The sequence below is a fragment of the Enterococcus pallens ATCC BAA-351 genome (genome assembly GCF_000407485.1).
Classification (GTDB): Bacteria; Bacillota; Bacilli; order Lactobacillales; family Enterococcaceae; genus Enterococcus_A; species Enterococcus_A pallens.
The window spans coordinates 198,866-216,040 of the sequence record NZ_ASWD01000001.1; the positions used below are offsets into that span (position 1 = coordinate 198,866).

Annotated in this window: 17 protein-coding genes; 14 read left to right on the top strand and 3 right to left on the bottom strand. The window is 40.1% G+C overall.

What is annotated here, in order from left to right:
- Window positions 1-356: 356 nt before the first annotated feature.
- Complete coding sequence (locus I588_RS01010; protein ID WP_010757065.1) at window positions 357-1,706, bottom strand: ATP-binding protein; 1,350 nt, start codon at window positions 1,704-1,706, stop codon at window positions 357-359.
- Window positions 1,707-2,088: 382 nt separating this feature from the next.
- Between I588_RS01010 and I588_RS01015 the strand changes: the two genes are divergently transcribed.
- The 13 genes from I588_RS01015 (at window position 2,089) to I588_RS01080 (ending at window position 14,169) form a co-directional block, all read left to right on the top strand.
- Window positions 2,089-2,772 (top strand): beta/alpha barrel domain-containing protein, encoded by a 684-nt coding sequence (locus I588_RS01015; RefSeq protein ID WP_010757066.1) that lies wholly within the window; start codon window positions 2,089-2,091, stop codon window positions 2,770-2,772.
- Window positions 2,773-3,619: 847 nt separating this feature from the next.
- A complete protein-coding gene (gene abc-f / locus I588_RS01025) occupies window positions 3,620-5,125 on the top strand; it encodes a ribosomal protection-like ABC-F family protein (RefSeq protein ID WP_010757067.1) in 1,506 nt (501 codons plus the stop codon).
- Between the two features lie 293 nt (window positions 5,126-5,418).
- On the top strand, window positions 5,419-5,721 hold the full coding sequence (locus I588_RS01030) for an urease subunit gamma (RefSeq protein ID WP_010757068.1): 303 nt from the start codon (window positions 5,419-5,421) through the stop codon (window positions 5,719-5,721).
- Window positions 5,722-5,789: 68 nt separating this feature from the next.
- Window positions 5,790-6,110 carry an urease subunit beta gene (locus I588_RS01035; protein ID WP_010757069.1) on the top strand — a complete coding sequence of 107 codons (321 nt, stop codon included), beginning with the start codon at window positions 5,790-5,792 and terminating at the stop codon, window positions 6,108-6,110.
- Window positions 6,111-7,823 carry an urease subunit alpha gene (gene ureC, locus I588_RS01040; protein WP_010757070.1) on the top strand — a complete coding sequence of 571 codons (1,713 nt, stop codon included), beginning with the start codon at window positions 6,111-6,113 and terminating at the stop codon, window positions 7,821-7,823.
- Between the two features lie 11 nt (window positions 7,824-7,834).
- A complete protein-coding gene (locus I588_RS01045; RefSeq protein ID WP_010757071.1) occupies window positions 7,835-8,287 on the top strand; it encodes an urease accessory protein UreE in 453 nt (150 codons plus the stop codon).
- Window positions 8,277-8,960: an urease accessory protein UreF gene (locus I588_RS01050; RefSeq protein WP_010757072.1), complete on the top strand. Its 684-nt coding sequence runs from the start codon at window positions 8,277-8,279 to the stop codon at window positions 8,958-8,960. The genes I588_RS01045 and I588_RS01050 overlap by 11 nt, the downstream gene beginning before the upstream one ends.
- Before the next feature lie 14 nt (window positions 8,961-8,974).
- Entirely contained in the window at window positions 8,975-9,586 is a 612-nt protein-coding gene (ureG, locus tag I588_RS01055) for an urease accessory protein UreG (RefSeq protein ID WP_211219392.1), read from the top strand.
- 2 nt (window positions 9,587-9,588) lie between these two features.
- The gene (locus tag I588_RS01060) at window positions 9,589-10,413 is read left to right on the top strand and encodes an urease accessory protein UreD (protein WP_010757074.1); all 825 of its coding nucleotides are present in this window, start codon (window positions 9,589-9,591) and stop codon (window positions 10,411-10,413) included.
- A gap of 13 nt (window positions 10,414-10,426) precedes the next feature.
- Window positions 10,427-11,341, top strand: a complete 915-nt coding sequence (locus I588_RS01065) for an urea transporter (RefSeq protein WP_010757075.1) — start codon at window positions 10,427-10,429, stop codon at window positions 11,339-11,341.
- 6 nt (window positions 11,342-11,347) lie between these two features.
- A complete protein-coding gene (locus tag I588_RS01070) occupies window positions 11,348-12,430 on the top strand; it encodes a FecCD family ABC transporter permease (protein ID WP_010757076.1) in 1,083 nt (360 codons plus the stop codon).
- 9 nt (window positions 12,431-12,439) lie between these two features.
- Window positions 12,440-13,228, top strand: coding sequence for an ABC transporter ATP-binding protein (locus I588_RS01075; protein WP_010757077.1), 789 nt, complete (start codon window positions 12,440-12,442; stop codon window positions 13,226-13,228).
- A gap of 11 nt (window positions 13,229-13,239) precedes the next feature.
- Window positions 13,240-14,169, top strand: coding sequence for an ABC transporter substrate-binding protein (locus I588_RS01080; RefSeq protein ID WP_010757078.1), 930 nt, complete (start codon window positions 13,240-13,242; stop codon window positions 14,167-14,169).
- A gap of 101 nt (window positions 14,170-14,270) precedes the next feature.
- Here the strand turns inward: I588_RS01080 and I588_RS26685 are convergent, their stop codons facing one another.
- Entirely contained in the window at window positions 14,271-14,798 is a 528-nt protein-coding gene (locus tag I588_RS26685) for a DUF2922 domain-containing protein (protein ID WP_010757079.1), read from the bottom strand.
- A gap of 531 nt (window positions 14,799-15,329) precedes the next feature.
- Between I588_RS26685 and I588_RS01090 the strand changes: the two genes are divergently transcribed.
- The gene (locus I588_RS01090) at window positions 15,330-16,214 is read left to right on the top strand and encodes a hypothetical protein (RefSeq protein ID WP_034693265.1); all 885 of its coding nucleotides are present in this window, start codon (window positions 15,330-15,332) and stop codon (window positions 16,212-16,214) included.
- 50 nt (window positions 16,215-16,264) lie between these two features.
- Here the strand turns inward: I588_RS01090 and I588_RS01095 are convergent, their stop codons facing one another.
- The gene (locus I588_RS01095; protein ID WP_010757081.1) at window positions 16,265-17,131 is read right to left on the bottom strand and encodes a MurR/RpiR family transcriptional regulator; all 867 of its coding nucleotides are present in this window, start codon (window positions 17,129-17,131) and stop codon (window positions 16,265-16,267) included.
- Window positions 17,132-17,175 lie beyond the last annotated feature (44 nt).

The following is a 17,175-nucleotide window of genomic DNA, read 5'->3' on the forward strand; positions in this document are numbered from 1 at the left end:
ATCTTTAAATCATCAAAATATTCAAAAAATTATGAGAGTTTTCCAATATTTGTAAAAACGACTATTTTACAAGAATTAAGTATAGATTACGATAAACAAAAGAAAAATTTACCTTTTGTAACCCGAATATTTCTTTTATTATACAATTTTAACGGTAAAATTAGCATATGACAAGCATTTTAAGAGGAATTGTCTTTGTGAAAGCTTATTTAATAAGGAGGGATTATAAAGTAATGAAGGGAGAAGGGCAGAAAAGAGCTTGCATTTTTTTAGAAAATTCGATTGAAAGATGACAAAAAGGTAAAAAGAAAAGCTTTTTTACGAATTTATAAACCGGCAGAAAAAAAGAGCTTGACTCAATCAAGCTCTGCTCGTAATTCTTCTAAATAAATCAAGGAGCGATACATTTCCGCATAGATAGTTTCTAGTTGATCAGTTACATCGACAATTGTACTAGTACCAAGCTCCTTTTTATCCAGCTGAGCATTATAAAACTTAATTCTGGTGGGCTGCTTTTGCTTTGCCGAATAAATAGATAATGCCTCAATAAAGTAAGGGCTATGAGAGGTTACCAGTACTTTTGTCGAATATACAGTTGATAGGTATACGATCAGTTCAGCTAATTTTACCTGCCATTGGGGATGCAGATGAACTTCTGGTTCTTCCAAAATCAAATAGTCACTGTCCATCACTAGACCATTTTCAATAATCAGCTGTAAAACAGCGAAGGTCTTCATTCCGGAAGACAGAGCATCGAAAGGAATGCCCTTCGCTGCATTTTTTTGAAAGAAATAGTAGCTTCCATGTTTAAGCATTAGTCCACCAGACAATATTTCCGCAAAGATGGCTTTAATGCGCTTATCCCGCAAATATTTCTCCTCAGGTTTTCGGTGTTTTATTTGTTCTAATAAACGGCGGCGATGCGGTGCTTCACTGACGAGCTGCAGCTTTTCAGAAGGCGCAGCACCAAACACTTTTTCTTCTATAGATGAAGATAAATTTTCCAACAGAAAAGCATCATCTAAATAAATGGCTTCCTGATACGGCTGTGATAATTGGAAGAGACATTGGTACTCATCTAAGCGATTGTTTTTATAGTTTAGCAGCAGCTGATCATTGTTTTCTTCCTTGATGGAAAGAACAGCTGATTTTGCAAAAGAGACGTCACTGATAAGATAATTAGAAAATTCTTGCCTCAGCAGTCGATCAAACAAGGCAGCTGTTACTTTTTGATCCAAGAAATCTCTACGCTGCTGTTGTTGTATCGTCTTGATAATCGCAGCCAGTTGAGGACGATTGGACCATTTTAAATAAGTAGCCATCTTCTTTTGAAGCATGTTTAACAGCTGAGCGATTTTTTCTGCTAAATACGCATCCTCTGCAAAAACTTCTCGTTGTTCCAGCTCATTAGCTTTTCGCTGCATTCGATAAAGAACGGTTTGTAATTCACGACGAAGAGCATTTACGGCAGGAAAGGTTTCGCTGTCTACCCAACGCTCTAGATTTTCCAATTCTTCCATAATTAATGTGTATTTTAAACTGAATAAATAGTTTCCCTGATAAAGCGCAATACCTGCCGACAAAGCGTAAACCAACTTACCAACAGTGCTTTTACCAGAGTTATTTACACCAGTAATCACTGTAATATCTGTCATTTCTATGGCCGCTTTCTTAACTTTTGCGATATTTTCAAATTCCAGCAACATGGAATCACTCCTATCGTTTCCTTCATCTATTCAAGTATACACCAAATTATCCTGCAAACGGTTGCTATATTTTTTTAAAATCCTGTTTCTCGAAATTTCGAAGATAAAAAAACAGTTTGTTCAACTTGAAATGACCTTTGACATCTTTGAACAGCTGTATTATTGTTAAATCAAGAAGTAGTCTAAGGCAAAGGGTGGATATGATTTCTAGTTCTTTCTTTTAACAGTTGCGATAACGATATAGACTACAATAGATCACAAAACTTTGAAGCTTTTTTCTTGCTTGGTAAAGGTAATGATGTTCTAGTTCCATCGAAATTAGATTTATTATGTCACAGGCTAGTGTTTTCATCATCAGACTAAATGACTGGGGGAATCTCCTATGGAAGAACAAAAAAAAACTGATAAATTTGTCCCTGAATTGTATTCTGAGCTCAGACAGAGCATTATCAAAATGCCGAAAGTCATTCAAAAGTCTTCTGGTATTCAAATTTATGGCAAGCTGATTAAAAGTATTATTTATTCAATGGATGTAGCAGTGATAGCCAATAATGATGCAGATGCTATCTTGGCAGTGTATCCGTGGACACCCAACACTCGAATTTTGTCCGCCGTTTCTACTGTCTCTCAAGTACCAATTCTCGCAGGTATTGGTGGAGGTTTAACCTCAGGAAACCGCTCTTCTCGCTTAGGGTCTTTTGCGGAAGAACATGGGGCTTTTGGTGTAGTTCTAAATGGTCCGTGTGATCTCGACACGATTCGTATTGTTAATGAAACGGTTGACATTCCAATTATCTACACTGTCGTGAATGACAAAAGAAATCTGCAAGAGATGATTGATAATGGAGTGGATATTTTTAATGTAGCTGGCGGCAAGGAAACCACTAATCTTGTTCGCTGGATTAGAGAGCAGTTTCCAGAATTTCCTATTATTGCTTCGGGTGGACGAACGGATGAACAAATATTAGCAACTATTGAAGCAGGAGCAAATGCGATTACCTATACAACCTACGGGAAAACGGAAGAGTATTTCCAAGAAAAGATGGAGCAATACCGTCAAATGTAACTTTTAGAATTATGTTAAAGACATCCTGTCAAGGATGTCTTTTTTTGCGGATTTTCTATGCATGTTTTTTTATATAGGGAGAATACGCTGATCATTAAAAATTTTCAAAAGATTCTAAAAAGACTTAAACTTGTTTGGTGGTATTTGTAGCTAGTTATTTTTTTAATAATAGCAAAGAATATACACTCGAAGCAGGACTCGCACGAGGATTTTCATTGCAAATATTGTTCTTTTAAAGTGCTTGTTTTGAGCGTGTTTCTTGGAGTAGACTCTTCTTTTTGGTAAAGGTTTTTAAAAGTCTTTTTAGAGTTTGGTTTAATTTGGGAGATTAAGGGTAGTTATCATTTTAATTAAGAGAACCTATTTCACCTTCTATTGCTAGATTTATTAAATCAGCTGGATGAATTTTAGGTCATAAGTTTAATATGCTCTTGATAAATCCTTTTTGTCTTTCGATATTTAGATTTATCTGAAGCTTTTCCCAGCTAACTTTTTCTTTTTTTTCCATTAGATTGATCGCCTCTTTACCATGCCATTTATTATTTTGACCTGTAATCGTTTTCTTGTTATAGTGATAGTATAGAAAGTGAGGGATCCCGATGCGTAATTTCACCAAATAAGTAGAAGCTGCATTTAGACTGTACCGTGGATTGACCAAGGGAGCAGTGTGCAGATTTTCGTACAATTGGTGAAGAGATAAGGGAATCCTTTTTAAGACGAACAATGCTGCATTTTTTTGCTGCAAATTTTTACGTTTCTTATTATGGATCAGCTTAACCGCCAGTTGTCGAAAAGGACTGACGGTTTTTTTGGCTTCTGAAAGAGGTCACTGCGAGGTGTTATCCAGATGAGTAATATTACAATGAATCATGTGACGTTCGGTTACGATCAATTAGGAACACTTTTGTTTGAGGATGTTCAGTTGATTGTCGATGAACAATGGAAACTGGGATTGGTGGGACGTAACGGACGAGGAAAGACAACTTTGCTGAGAATGCTGCAGGATCAGCTGCCTTACCAAGGAACGATTAATCATACGATGGATTTTGTTTATTTCCCTTTACAGGTCGCTGATCCGACCCAGTTAACCTTTCACGCATTGCAGGAGCAAGGTGAGTTTGAACTCTGGCAATTGGAACGTGAGTTGAACTTGTTAGCGTGTGATCCGGATGTTTTATGGCGTCCTTTTTATACCTTATCAGGTGGAGAACAGACGAAGGTGCTGTTAGCTATACTGTTCACGGAAGAGGGACGTTTTCCTTTGATTGATGAACCCACTAATCATTTAGACAGTTTAGGTCGTAAACAGGTCGCTGATTATTTAAGGAAAAAGAAACAAGGGTATATTTTAGTTAGTCACGATCGTCGATTCTTAGATGAAACAGTCGATCATATTTTAGCGATTGAAAAAAGTCAAGTTGTCTTGTATCAAGGAAATTTTTCTACTTATGAAAAACAAAAAGCGCGCCAGGATGCGTTTGAACAATCGCAAAATCTCAAATTAAAAAAAGAAATTAGTCGTTTGCAAAAAACTGCTCGGGAGAAAGCAGCATGGTCGGCTTCTCGGGAGACGGATAAGCTGAATAAATCTAAAGGGTTCATCGACACTGAATACCGCCGAGTCAGTCCTGGGGCAATCGGAGCGGACGCGGCACGGATGATGAAACGCTCCAAGTCCATTTTACAACGAGTGGAAAGTCAAATTAGCGAAAAAGAACAGCTGCTAAAGAACTTTGAAACCATTGAAGGACTTTCAATGAATTGGCAACCAGGACATCATCGCCGGCTGGTTCAGGTGGAAGATTTACGCTTAGCTTATGGCGAACATTTGCTATTTGAAAAAGTGCGTTTTGAATTGAACCGTGGGGAGTGTTTGGCAATCACCGGAAAGAACGGCAGTGGAAAAAGTGCGTTGATCCAGGCATTGCTGGGAACCTTTTCGGGGGAGTGTTTTGGAGAAATTTTTATAGCTCAAGGCTTAACCATCAGTTATGTTCGGCAACAATACGAAGATAATCAAGGGACTTTAGCTGAATTTGCTGTACAAGAAGGCTTGGATTATCCAATGTTTTTGAATAATCTGCATAAGCTGGGGATGGAGCGCAATGTTTTCGAAAACCGGATTGAACACATGAGTATGGGGCAGCGGAAAAAGGTTGAGTTGGCAAAATCTCTCTCTCAACCAGCGGATCTTTATTTTTGGGACGAGCCGCTTAATTATTTGGACGTATTTAATCAGCAGCAAATTATTCAATTGTTGTTGCAGGTTCGTCCGACGATGCTGGTAATCGAACATGATCAGCATTTTATCGAGTCAGTCAGTACAAAAAACTTAAAACTCTCTTCAGAATAAATTTGTGATTGTGGAAGTCGTTTCTTAAAGAGACGGCTTCTTTTTTTGCTTTAACTGTGAGTTTAACTGGCAGATGTAAGGAATTGTTACGCAGTTTGTTAGAAAATGTGGTTTTTCTGACAAGCCATGATAGTGAACGTTGCTTCCAAAGAAAGTTTAACAGTTGATTTAATCACATATGTAATAAAACTTAACATTACATAGCGGCGGATACTAGATAAAATGAGAATTCAATGATAAACTCATTTTAAATTTACAGAATATTTCCAAAATTGTTACCAAGGAGGAACGCAATGAATTTAGTAGCCCGAGAACAAGAAAAATTAATGATTGTTGTTGCCGCTGATTTGGCTCGACGTAGAAAAGAACGGGGATTGAAACTCAATCATCCAGAAGCTGTTGCCTTAATTACGTATGAAGTAATGGAGGGGGCTCGTGACGGGAAGAGTGTTGCTGAGTTGATGACTTATGGAGCCACTATTTTATCGGTAGAGGATGTAATGGAGGGAATACCCGAGATGATTCACGATATTCAAGTTGAAGCCACATTTCCAGATGGAACAAAATTAGTCACCGTGCATAATCCGATTCGTTAAGTTGGCTTCTTTTTATTAATAATCCAATTCATTTACTACATTCAAAATGCAATTCAAGGAGGAAACAGATGAAACCTGGAGAAATTATTGTCGGTACGGAACCGATTCAATGCAATCTTGGCCGTGAGACTAAGCAAATTACAGTAACCAATACAGGGGATCGCCCAGTGCAAATTGGTTCTCATTATCATTTTTTTGAAGTTAACAGTGCTCTGCGCTTTGATCGGGAGGCCTCATATGGTTTTCGTTTGAATATTCCAGCTGGAGTGGCGGTTCGTTTTGAGCCACAAGATGAAAAGACGGTCGAGCTGGTAGCTTTAGTTGGTAAACGAGAAGTATATGGTCTGAATGAAAAAACCAATGGGCCATTGGACAAGGAGGCGGACTAAATGAGTTTAGAAATCTCACGTAAACAATATGCAGAATTATACGGACCGACAGTGGGAGATAAAGTTCGCTTGGCGGATACTGATTTGTTTATTGAAATTGAAAAAGATCACACTACCTACGGAGAGGAAGTAGTGTTTGGCGGCGGAAAGGTCATTCGTGAAGGGATGGGGATGGATCCGTTAGTTACTCGTGATGGCGGAGCACCTGATTTAGTTATCACCAATGCGACGATTGTCGATTATAGTGGAATAATTAAAGCAGATGTGGCCATTAAGGATGGTAAAATTTTAGCCATTGGGAAAGCTGGCAATCCGCTAATTATGGATAACATCGATATCCCTATTGGTGCTGCCACAGAGATTCTAGCTGGTGAAAACAAAATTCTAACAGCTGGCGGAATTGATACTCATATTCACTTTATTTCTCCACAACAAGTGGATTCGGCTTTGCATAATGGTGTGACGACGATGATCGGAGGTGGAACCGGTCCTGCAGAAGGAACCAATGCCACGACAGTTACGCCAGGTGCTTGGAATCTAGAACGGATGCTGCAAGCTGCTGACGGGTTGCCAGTCAATTTAGGATTTCTTGGAAAAGGACAGGCGGCAATCGAAGCGCCATTAGCTGAACAAATTGAAGCAGGTGCGATTGGCTTGAAGATTCATGAAGATTGGGGTACCACCTTCTCTGCGATTCAGCATTCTTTAGAGGTAGCTGACAAATACGATGTTCAAGTGGCAATTCACACCGATACGCTAAACGAAACCGGTTTTGTAGAACGAACGATTGAAGCCTTTGGTGATCGGGTCATTCACACCTACCACACAGAAGGAGCAGGCGGGGGACATGCGCCGGACATCATTAAGATTGCCGGTCAACCCAATGTGCTGCCATCTTCCACCAATCCTACAATGCCTTACACTGTTAACACAGTAGACGAGCATTTAGATATGTTGATGGTTTGTCATCATTTGAATCCGGATATTCCTGAGGATTTGGCCTTTGCCGATTCGCGGATTCGTAAAGAAACGATTGCTGCTGAAGATGTACTGCATGACATGGGGATTTTCAGTATGATGAGCTCAGATTCTCAGGCGATGGGGCGAGTCGGTGAAGTGGTGACACGGACTTGGCAAACCGCTGACAAAATGAAAAAACAGCGGGGACCACTGGCAGAAGATGAGCAAGGCAATGATAATTTCCGAGTGAAACGTTACATTGCCAAATACACAATCAATCCAGCAATTACTCATGGAATTGCGGAGTATGTTGGCTCAATCGAAGTAGGTAAAATTGCCGATTTAGTGTTGTGGGATCCAGCATTCTTCGGAGTGAAACCAAGCAAAATCTTGAAAAACGGGATGATTACAGTCGCTCAAATGGGCGATCCTAACGCATCCATTCCAACACCACAGCCAGTTTTCTATCGGGAAATGTTTGGCAGCATAGGTACAGCTTTAGAGAAAAGCTCCTTTACCTTTGTCTCTCAAGCAGCACAAGACAAGAATGTCAAAGAAAGATATCAACTTAAAAAAGACACTCTGCCAGTTAAAGGTGTTCGCAAATTAACGAAAAAAGACATGAAATTCAATGGTGAAACACCGGAAATTACCGTTGATCCGCAAACCTATGAAGTAACAGTGGATGGACAAATGGTAACCAGTGAAGCAGCAGAAGTCTTACCATTAGCCCAAAAATATTTCCTATTCTAAGGAGTGATTTAATGATCGTAAAAGAAATCATCGGCAATATTAATAGCTACCCCGCAGCAGAAAATAAAACCCAAGATTGGGTGTCAATAGAAAATGAGGCCCTGGCAAAACGAGTACACCATCTAAACACTGCTAAAAATGGAGAGATTAGTGTTCGTCTATCTCCAGGCAAGCATTTACATGTGGGGGATATTCTGGCAGAGACAGACGATACCTTGGTGATAGTGGATGTATTACCTGAGGATGTGCTAGTCATCAAGCCAACTTCAATTCATGAAATGGGCGTGATTGCTCATGAACTAGGAAACCGTCATTTGCCTGCGCAGTTTATCGACGACACGATGGTGGTGCAATATGATTATTTGATTGAGCATTTGCTGGGGCACAAGGAAGTTTCCTTTGAGCGCAAGCAGATAAAAATGCCTCATCCGTTTCGTCATATAGGACATAGCCATGATCACTAATCTATTTTTATTTCAGATGAATGATTCTAATTTTCCCATTGGGTCATTTAGTCATTCCTATGGCTTTGAAACTTATCTGCATCAGGAACGAATTAAAGATGCTGAGGCCTTCGAAGCCTGGTTAAGGCAGTTTCTCACTCATCAGGTTCTTTCTACTGATGGATTAGCTATTCGTAAATCTTTTGAAGCTTTAGAGCGAGAGAGTCTTACGGATGTTCTGGAAATCAATCGTGAGCTGAATTCGTTGCTTCTACCTAGCGAAATGCGTCAAGCCAATAAAAAGATGGGGCAGCAGTTTTTAAACATTGGAAACAGCTTGATGGAAGAGGCCTTGTTAAACAATTACCAGCTGCAGCTGAAGGAGCAGCAGCTGGCCCCACATCCGGCGATTGTATTTGGCTTGTTAGCCTACTGTTCGCAGGCTGATGTAACTGAAACGTTGTCGGTCTATTTGCTGAACACGACGATTGCCATGGTCCAAAATGCGGTAAGAGGAGTGCCCATCGGCCAGGTAGCTGGACAAAAAATTATCTATAGGCTGTCGCAGGAAATTCCCCAAATGACAGAAAATATCTGTAACCTGTCAAATGATCATTTTGGCGCGACAGCCCCCGGTATTGAAATTGCTCAAATGCAGCATGAATTTTTATTTGCTCGCAATTTCATGTCGTAGAAAACTTTAGGAGGATCTCAATGGATACAATCAAAATAGGAGTGGGCGGACCAGTTGGTGCTGGAAAAACCTTTCTCATTGAACAAATTGTGCGCAAGCTGCAGGATGAGGTGGAAATGGCGGTTGTCACCAACGATATTTATACGAAAGAAGATGCAAAATACTTAATTAACATGGGTATTCTTGATCCAGCTAGGATAATCGGTGTTGAAACGGGTGGATGTCCTCATACGGCTATTCGTGAGGACACCTCAATGAATACAGCGGCGATTGAAGAACTGGAGGAGCGATTTCCAGCTTTGGAGGTTATTTTCGTGGAAAGTGGCGGCGATAATTTGGCAGCCACATTTAGTCCAGAATTAGTGGATCTGTCGATTTACATTATTGACGTGGCCCAGGGAGAAAAAATACCTCGTAAAGGCGGTCAAGGGATGATTAAGTCCGATCTATTTGTCATAAATAAAATTGATTTAGCTCCATTTGTACATGCGGATTTATCCATTATGGCTAGTGATGCCAAACAATATCGGTTAGAAAAACCAACTATTTTTACTAACTTACAAGATGGTACAGGACTTGATGAAGTAGTTGCTTGGGTGAAAAAGCATGCCTTTATTGGAGTTTAGCTATGGAAACAATGACAGGAACTTTAGAGCTAGCGGTAAAACAGCGGGATGACCGCACAGTACCGGGACATATTTTTTATCAAGGGGCGTTGAAGGTCATGCGCCCGCAATACTTAGACGACAGTGGTCAGGTGACTTATTTTATTTTGAATCCTGGTGGCGGTTATTTGGATGGTGATCGGTATGCATTGACGGTAGATGTTTCTTCAGAGGCAAGTTTATATTTGACGACACAATCTGCTACCAAGGTTTATCAGACACCCAAGGATCAAGTGAGGCAGATTAATCACATTACAATAGGACCAAGAGGTGAATGTATCAATCTGCCAGATCCTATTATTCCTTATGAAAATAGTATTTATTATCAGGAACAGAACATTTATTTGGCAGCTGATGCTCGTTATTTTGCTTCGGAAATTGTTACGCCGGGCTGGGATTCATCGGAGCGAGGCTTTACTTATCGAGAGGTCAATTTATTAACGAGAATCTATTTGGAAAAACGATTAGTAATGATGGATCGAATGCTGTTGCAGCCGCAGCAGCAAAATTTGGCAGGTGCTGGCATGTTGGAAGGCTTTAAAAAAGTGGCTTCATTGCTGGTGGTCCATCCAGAAATTAATGAAGATTACGTTATTCAGCTGCATAAAGAACTACAAAAAGCTTATCCTGATCTGCAGGTTGGACTGTCACAGTTACCGATTAACGGATATAGTCTGAGGGCTTTAGGAAATGATACGCAGGAATTAGAGCAATTAATTCAGAAGTGCTACCAGCATTATAATGTGGCTTTTAGTCAAAATAGACTGCTGCATACACGGAAGTATTAGGAGGGATTTGAGGATGGAAATGACCGAAGAAACGAAAACTACATGGTTAAAGGGCATTTTACCCAGTTTTTCCCAAGTGATGCTAATTGAGCATCCAATTAGTGGTGCCATGATTTTCTTAGCACTAGTAGTAGCGGATTTGCAGTTGGCAGCCTTGGCTTTGTGCGGATGCTTAGTCGCTAATGTGACTGCTCATTTACTTAAAGTTGATCAAGCTCAGATCGAAAGCGGCTTGATGGGATTTAGTCCGGTTTTAATAGGAATAGCCGCAGGCACCTTTGTAGGAGGAGTGGCAGCTTGGCCAATTACTTTAATCGGCAGTGCTCTCTGTATTTTTGCGACTTTAGTCATTAATTACTTATTTGGGCAGCAGGGACTGCCTGGCTTAACCTTCCCCTTTATTTTAATCACTTGGTTTTTCCTGCTGCTTAGCTTCAGTAGCCGTTGGATAACTACCAGTCGTATTGCACAATTGCCACAGGCCATTTCTAGTGAAGGGTCGCTGATCTTTCCTGATATTTTTATCAAGGGTGTCGGAGAGATTTTCCTGTTAAATAATGGCATCAGTTCCTTATTAATTTTAACGGCCATTTTTATTGCCAATGTTCGCTGGGGAGCTTTGACAATTGGAGCCATTGTTCTTAGTTTAGCTGGAGCGTATCTTCTAGGTGGTAACCTGGATACATTATCTTTAGGTTTATACAGTTATAATAGTATTTTGACATTTTTAGCTTTGGATTTATTTTTAGTCAAACAAAACTCGCGAGTAACTAGTGTGCTGTTTCTGACTGGCGGAGTTATAACCGTTTGTCTTGATTTCGCTTTACCAGCGGTATTGGGTGTTTTCGGTTTGCCGGTCTTAACGTTCTCATTTGTAATAGCTGTCTGGTTTATTTTAATTGTTGAAAAATTGTTGGTAAGGAAGTGAGTGTTGATGCTCCATCGTTTTGATATTCCTCGCTCTGTTGCTTGGTTTAAAGCCGGTATTCGTCGCCGCCCACGGTTAAAACCTTTACTGCTGGTGCTCGCTTTTTTTGCTATCACTTCAATGATCCTGGCTACAGGCTTGGGTGCAGTCAATGTACCAGCCAACGTTACTTTAGATGTCGTTCTTAATCGTCTAACTAGAGGACTGCACCCAGCCAGTGGTACATTGCTGCAGCAAAATATCATTTGGAATCTAAGACTTCCGCGAGTCTTGCTGGGCTTTGTCGTGGGGGCAGCGTTAGCAATTGCGGGGGTTGCCATGCAGGCATTGGTTCGTAATCAGTTGGCTGATCCTTTTTTGCTGGGAGTATCCTCGGGGGCAGAGTTGTTTGGAACGTTAGGGATGCTTTTTGGGGTGTTCGGTTTTCTAGGCAGCTACTCTTTATCCTTATCAGCATTTTTAGGTGCAGCATTTTCTTTACTACTAGTGTATACATTAAGCCGTGTTCAAAATAAGCTGGTGATTACGCAATTGCTGCTTTCTGGAGTGGTGGTGGCTATGATTTTTCAAGGAATCACAAAAGTAATCGTTTTGAGCGCTCCGAATGCGTTAGGTCTTCACAATGCTGAATTTTGGATGTCAGGCAGCTTAGCCAATACGAAATGGAGTTTTCTAGGTCTGCCTACCATAATGATGCTAGGTTGTGGTACGTTCTTAACTTTAAATTACCGTTTATTGAATTTGATGGTAATGGGAGAGGAAACCGCTGCAACGCTAGGAATTTCAGTAAGAATGTTTCAAAAAATGCTGTTAATTGTTACCTCGCTTTTAGCAGGGACAACCATTGCTGTAAGTGGAACGATTGGCTTTATTGGTTTGATTTGTCCTCATTTTGCTCGATTGCTAGTCGGCGGTGATCATCGTAAGGTATTACCAGTGGCTAGTTTGATTGGTGGAATTTTGGTGGTATGGACAGATGTTTTGGCTCGGACCGTGTTGGCACCAGAAGAATTGCCGCTGGGCATTTTAACCTCAATTTTAGGAGGACCTTTTTTCATTTTACTGTTGAAGAGGAATCGAAAACACTAGGAGGCTGCGATGGAATTACATGTTAAAAACTTGCACTGTAGCTATGAGAAACAAACTGTAGTAAGCAATTTATCTTTGGAGGCGCATCATCAACAGTTTGTAGGGATCATTGGACCGAACGGTAGTGGGAAGTCAACGTTGCTGAAGACCATCTATCGTGCTTTAAAGCCAGACAGTGGGGAAATTCATCTCGATGATCGGCCTTTAAAGGTCATGTCGTACAAAGAAAGTGCTCAGAAAATGGCAGCTGTCGGACAGGAAAATGATTTGCCCTTTGATTTTCGAGTGGAGGAAATTGTTCAAATGGGACGCTATCCTGCGAAAAAATTCTTTGACAACGAAACAGCCGAAGATGCACAGCTAGTAGCCAAAGCTTTGGAACAGTTAGGCATTACTCATCTAGCTCAACGGAATTTCCAGCATTTATCAGGCGGAGAGAAGCAGCGTGCGTTGATTGCGCGTGCTTTGGCCCAGAATACTGATTTGCTGATATTAGACGAACCGACAAACCATTTAGATATTCATTATCAGCTGGAGATTTTTGAATTGTTAAATCGGTTGCCGTTGACGGTAGTTTCGGCCATACATGATTTGAATATTGCCGCTATGTATTGTGATTATTTGTATGTGATGGAGGCAGGAGAAATTCTGGAAAGTGGTACACCTGCTGAAGTGATAACGCAAAAAATGCTCTATGAGGTTTTTCAAGTCAATGCTGAGATTCAACTACATCCGGTTATACAACGGCCAATAATTACTTATTTACCAAAAAATTACCTGCTGGCAGGTCAGATATAAGGAGGAATTTTGTGAAAAAGCTTGTGCTCGGCTTTTTGTTGCTGCTGACCATTTCTGGCTGCAGTGACTCCAATGCTAACCAAACAACCGCTGATGAAAACCAGCAAACAATCAAGAATTACGATCGCACGATTCAGATAAATAAAGTCCCGGAAAGTGTAATTACTATGGGTCCTAATACGACAGAGCTCTTTTGTCAACTGGGATTGGCAGACAAAGTTATTGGCAACACGTTAAACAACCATAGTCGCGGACCCTTGCCAGAATACAAGGAAGACTATGAAAAAATTCCTGAACTAACCCATGGCTCAGCGACTCGAGAAGCTGTTTTATCCAGTGGGGCAGATTTCATTTACGGTATTGATTGGGAATTTGGGTCTGAAGGTCTTTCCTTAGATGAATTGTCCGAAAATGGCATGACTGTTTATCAAAACAGTGCAAAAACAATTGATGAGGTGTATCAGGAAATCACCGATATCGGAACCATCTTTCAAGTAGAAGAGCAAGCTGAAAGCTTTATTCAAAAGCAAAAAGATCGGCTTCAAACGGTGGCAGATAAGTCACCTAATGAACCAGTTAAGGTTTTGGTGTATGACAGTGGCGACAGCGGAATCTTCACAGCAAGTGGCAGTAATTATGAGTCTCGTTTGATCGAAGCAGCTGGCGGAATCAATCTATTTGAGGATCAAAAGGAAAAAGATTGGATTACTGTTAGTAGCGAAGAAGTTCTTGAACGTCAACCAGAGGTGATCCTGGTTCATGATTATGATCAGCCGTCTCTCGATGAAAAAATTGCAGCAATTAAGGCTGACCCAGCGCTCTCTCAATTAGAAGCAGTCAAAAAAAACCGGATTGTTTCTATGAGTCTTGAGAATGCATTACCAGGACCACGTTTAGCAGAAACCGTTGAACTGTTGGCTGAGGGCTTTCAAAAGAAATAAAGCTGAATGCTCAATTTTATTTAATTTTTGAAGAAGCTGCGCGCATAGCTTTTTCAAAAATTACTCATCTCTATATGGATACCCGAAGCTAGAAATGCAATCTAGCTTCGTTTCTTTTTGCCTTTTTTCTTCTTTCTCGCTTCGTGATAGGCTCGCACACGATCCACTTGAGCTTTTTTCTGATTCACAGGCCTTTGAATTTGTGCATCATTCGTTGCTGACCGGTTGATCACGTTCTCCAGTTCCTTCGACTGTTTTAGTACGGTATCGGGGTCTTTTGTGTCCTTATTTGATGGTAATTCATAGATTGCTTCAACAGGTTCTGTTTGGTTTGTCGAAACTTCATCATAATTAATTTGGGTTGCAAATACATTGTTTGTATCAGCAATAGATGTTTCTGGTAGTTGCTTTGATGCATCAAAAAGTGGCGTATTAATCGTTTCGACAAATTTTGCAGAAACAACTTTTTGGAATTGCTTAACGCCATTCTTTTCAAATAGATTCAGTTGGGTCATCGCTTCTAATAATGCTCTGATTTCCTCAGGACTTTTATTGGGATCGGGCTCATTGTAGCTCCAGCGATGGGGTTTGCCTGCAGCGTCTTCAAATACGACTATTAATTTTAACATAGTTTTTTTCTCCTTTAGTTTTTTCGTAAGTGTGATTTTACAGATTTTTGAATAGGTACCGTTATTCATTATCTGAAAGTTCTAGCCTATGAATTTTTGGCTAGAAATGGTTTAGCGGTTCATTCAATCAGCGTGATCAGTTTTTTCGAAAACCAATATTCCGGCCGGTGACTAAACGATATACTATAAGAATAAAAAAACAAAATGTCAATCTTTCCAAAAACGATACAATGTTTCCAATTCCAAACACAATAATGCTGATATACTCGCACAGTAAATTTTACCTTTGGAAACATTGAGGGGTATTTGGAAACATTGCTATTTTCCAAAAATCCCTCAACCACAGTGTTCATTGCAATTAGGTTTATTATACCTATAATTAAAATAACGAATTTATCTGAAAACTTATTAGTGACAACAATGGGATTTCCCTTTTTTCGACTATATTCATCAGTTTTGCTTTCTTTTGCGTACCTTTTTATTGAGAAGTCTAAGGGAGAATTTCTCTTGGGAACGAAAGGAAGAGAAGCTATGAGAAAAATATTGCCTACTAATGATTTGTTGTTTCGCAAGCTGTTTACGTCAGAGGGAAGTGAGCCGCTTTTAAAAGCCTTTATGCAAGATGTATTGTACCGGGATTTTTACTATTTAACTCCATTGGAGACTTACCGCTTCGAGGAGTATCGTCAACGGCTGAACCAAAATAAGCTGATGCCTGTGACAAAAATTGGGGTTTTAGCGACTACCCGAACTGGACGACCTGCGAAGATTGAGCTGCAAGTCCAGGAACAGTTTAAACCGCCTTCTTTGTTGGATTCTCTGGACGAATTATGGTATCCCCTTGGTCTAAGGGACGCTATAACTCGTAGAAAAAACAGTTCTGAAGCGATTTACTTAATTAGCCTAGGAAACGACGCATTGTTTGATCGTTTTAGTCCGGCTGTTCGTTATTTAGGTTTGGTTGATCTGGATACGTATGAACTTGTTGAAGTCGAGGAAGGAGAAGAGCTGTTTACGCTTTGCTATTTTAGTTTGAAAAACCGCAATCTTCTAAAGAATCGTCCGATTTACTATTGGCAGCAATTTTTTAGAACAGGGGAAGTTGAAGATGGAGCCCCTGAATATTTGAAAGAGGCGCAAAGGCTAGTTGATTTTTCTAATCTAAGTGAAGAGGAGAAGACGTTAACCCTAGCGATTGAAGATGGCTTACTTGTGAGGAAGGGGAGATTGTCTAATAAGGAGCAAAAGGCAGAGGAAAAAGGCTATCGTAATGGCAGTGAATTGAGGGCGAGAGAGATTGCCTCCAATTTGTTAGCAAGCGGGCTTTTATTGGAAAAGGTAGCAGAATACACCGATTTATCTTTAAAAACGGTGAGAGATTTAGCCTTGAAAAGAAGCGATGATTTTAAAAAATAGTTGAAAAATCCTTTAGCAATTATGAATCAATCGCTAAAGGATTCTATTTCTCATTCGTGATCTGCTAACAGACCAGTTTGCATTAGCTGCTGGTTCTCTTTTAAATTGCGCAGGTTTGTTTCATAGTCTTTAGTATACATGATTGAATATATTGTGTTCAAAACATACTCAAAGGCAGTTTGCGAAGAAAAGGTCGCAATTTTAGCAAAATCATATTCTTCTTGCATAGTTAGCAGCAAATGTGTGGCAAAAGGGACCATCGGAGAATCAGGATTGCCTGTTAGCAAAATGATCGGGACTCCTTTTTCATGAAGATAGTGCATGATTTTGTTATAAGGCTGAACAATTCCGCTATAGGATAGGAAAAAGGCACAATCTTTTTCAGTTATACCCACAGCAGTCCATTCGGTGTCGGCATATTCCTCAGCCTGAATAGCAAATTTGTTAATTTTAATTAATTTGTTTTGGAAGCTGCGTGCGCGCATTTGTGTGTCTCCTCGAGCATAAAGAAAAATCCGGTCAGCATTCATCAAGGTATCTACAGAGGCTTTTAGCACGGCTTCGTCTAGTTGAATTAGAGAACGGCGGACGGTACTAATTGTTAGGTCGGCCATTTTTTTAGCAATTTCTGCGGGTGTATCTAAGTGATGAAAAGGAAAATTAGCATTAACCTCTTCAGCTGAGTGAAGCTGAGCATATACCACTTCTGCAAGTGCATCTTTGAATTGGCGAAAACCGGAGTATCCCAACTTTTGAGCCAGACGAACAATTGTAGAGTGGGAGGAAAAGGTTTTTTCGGCTAAGTCTTGAATAAAAATAGTGGGGATATCTGCCAAGTTCCCCAGTATGTATTCTGCAATACGTTTTTCTGCCAGACTAAAGTTTTCTTGTTGCTTCAACCGTTCGATAACAAGCATGAGACAAATTCCTTTCTAGTGGGTTCTTCGTGAACATCATGTTC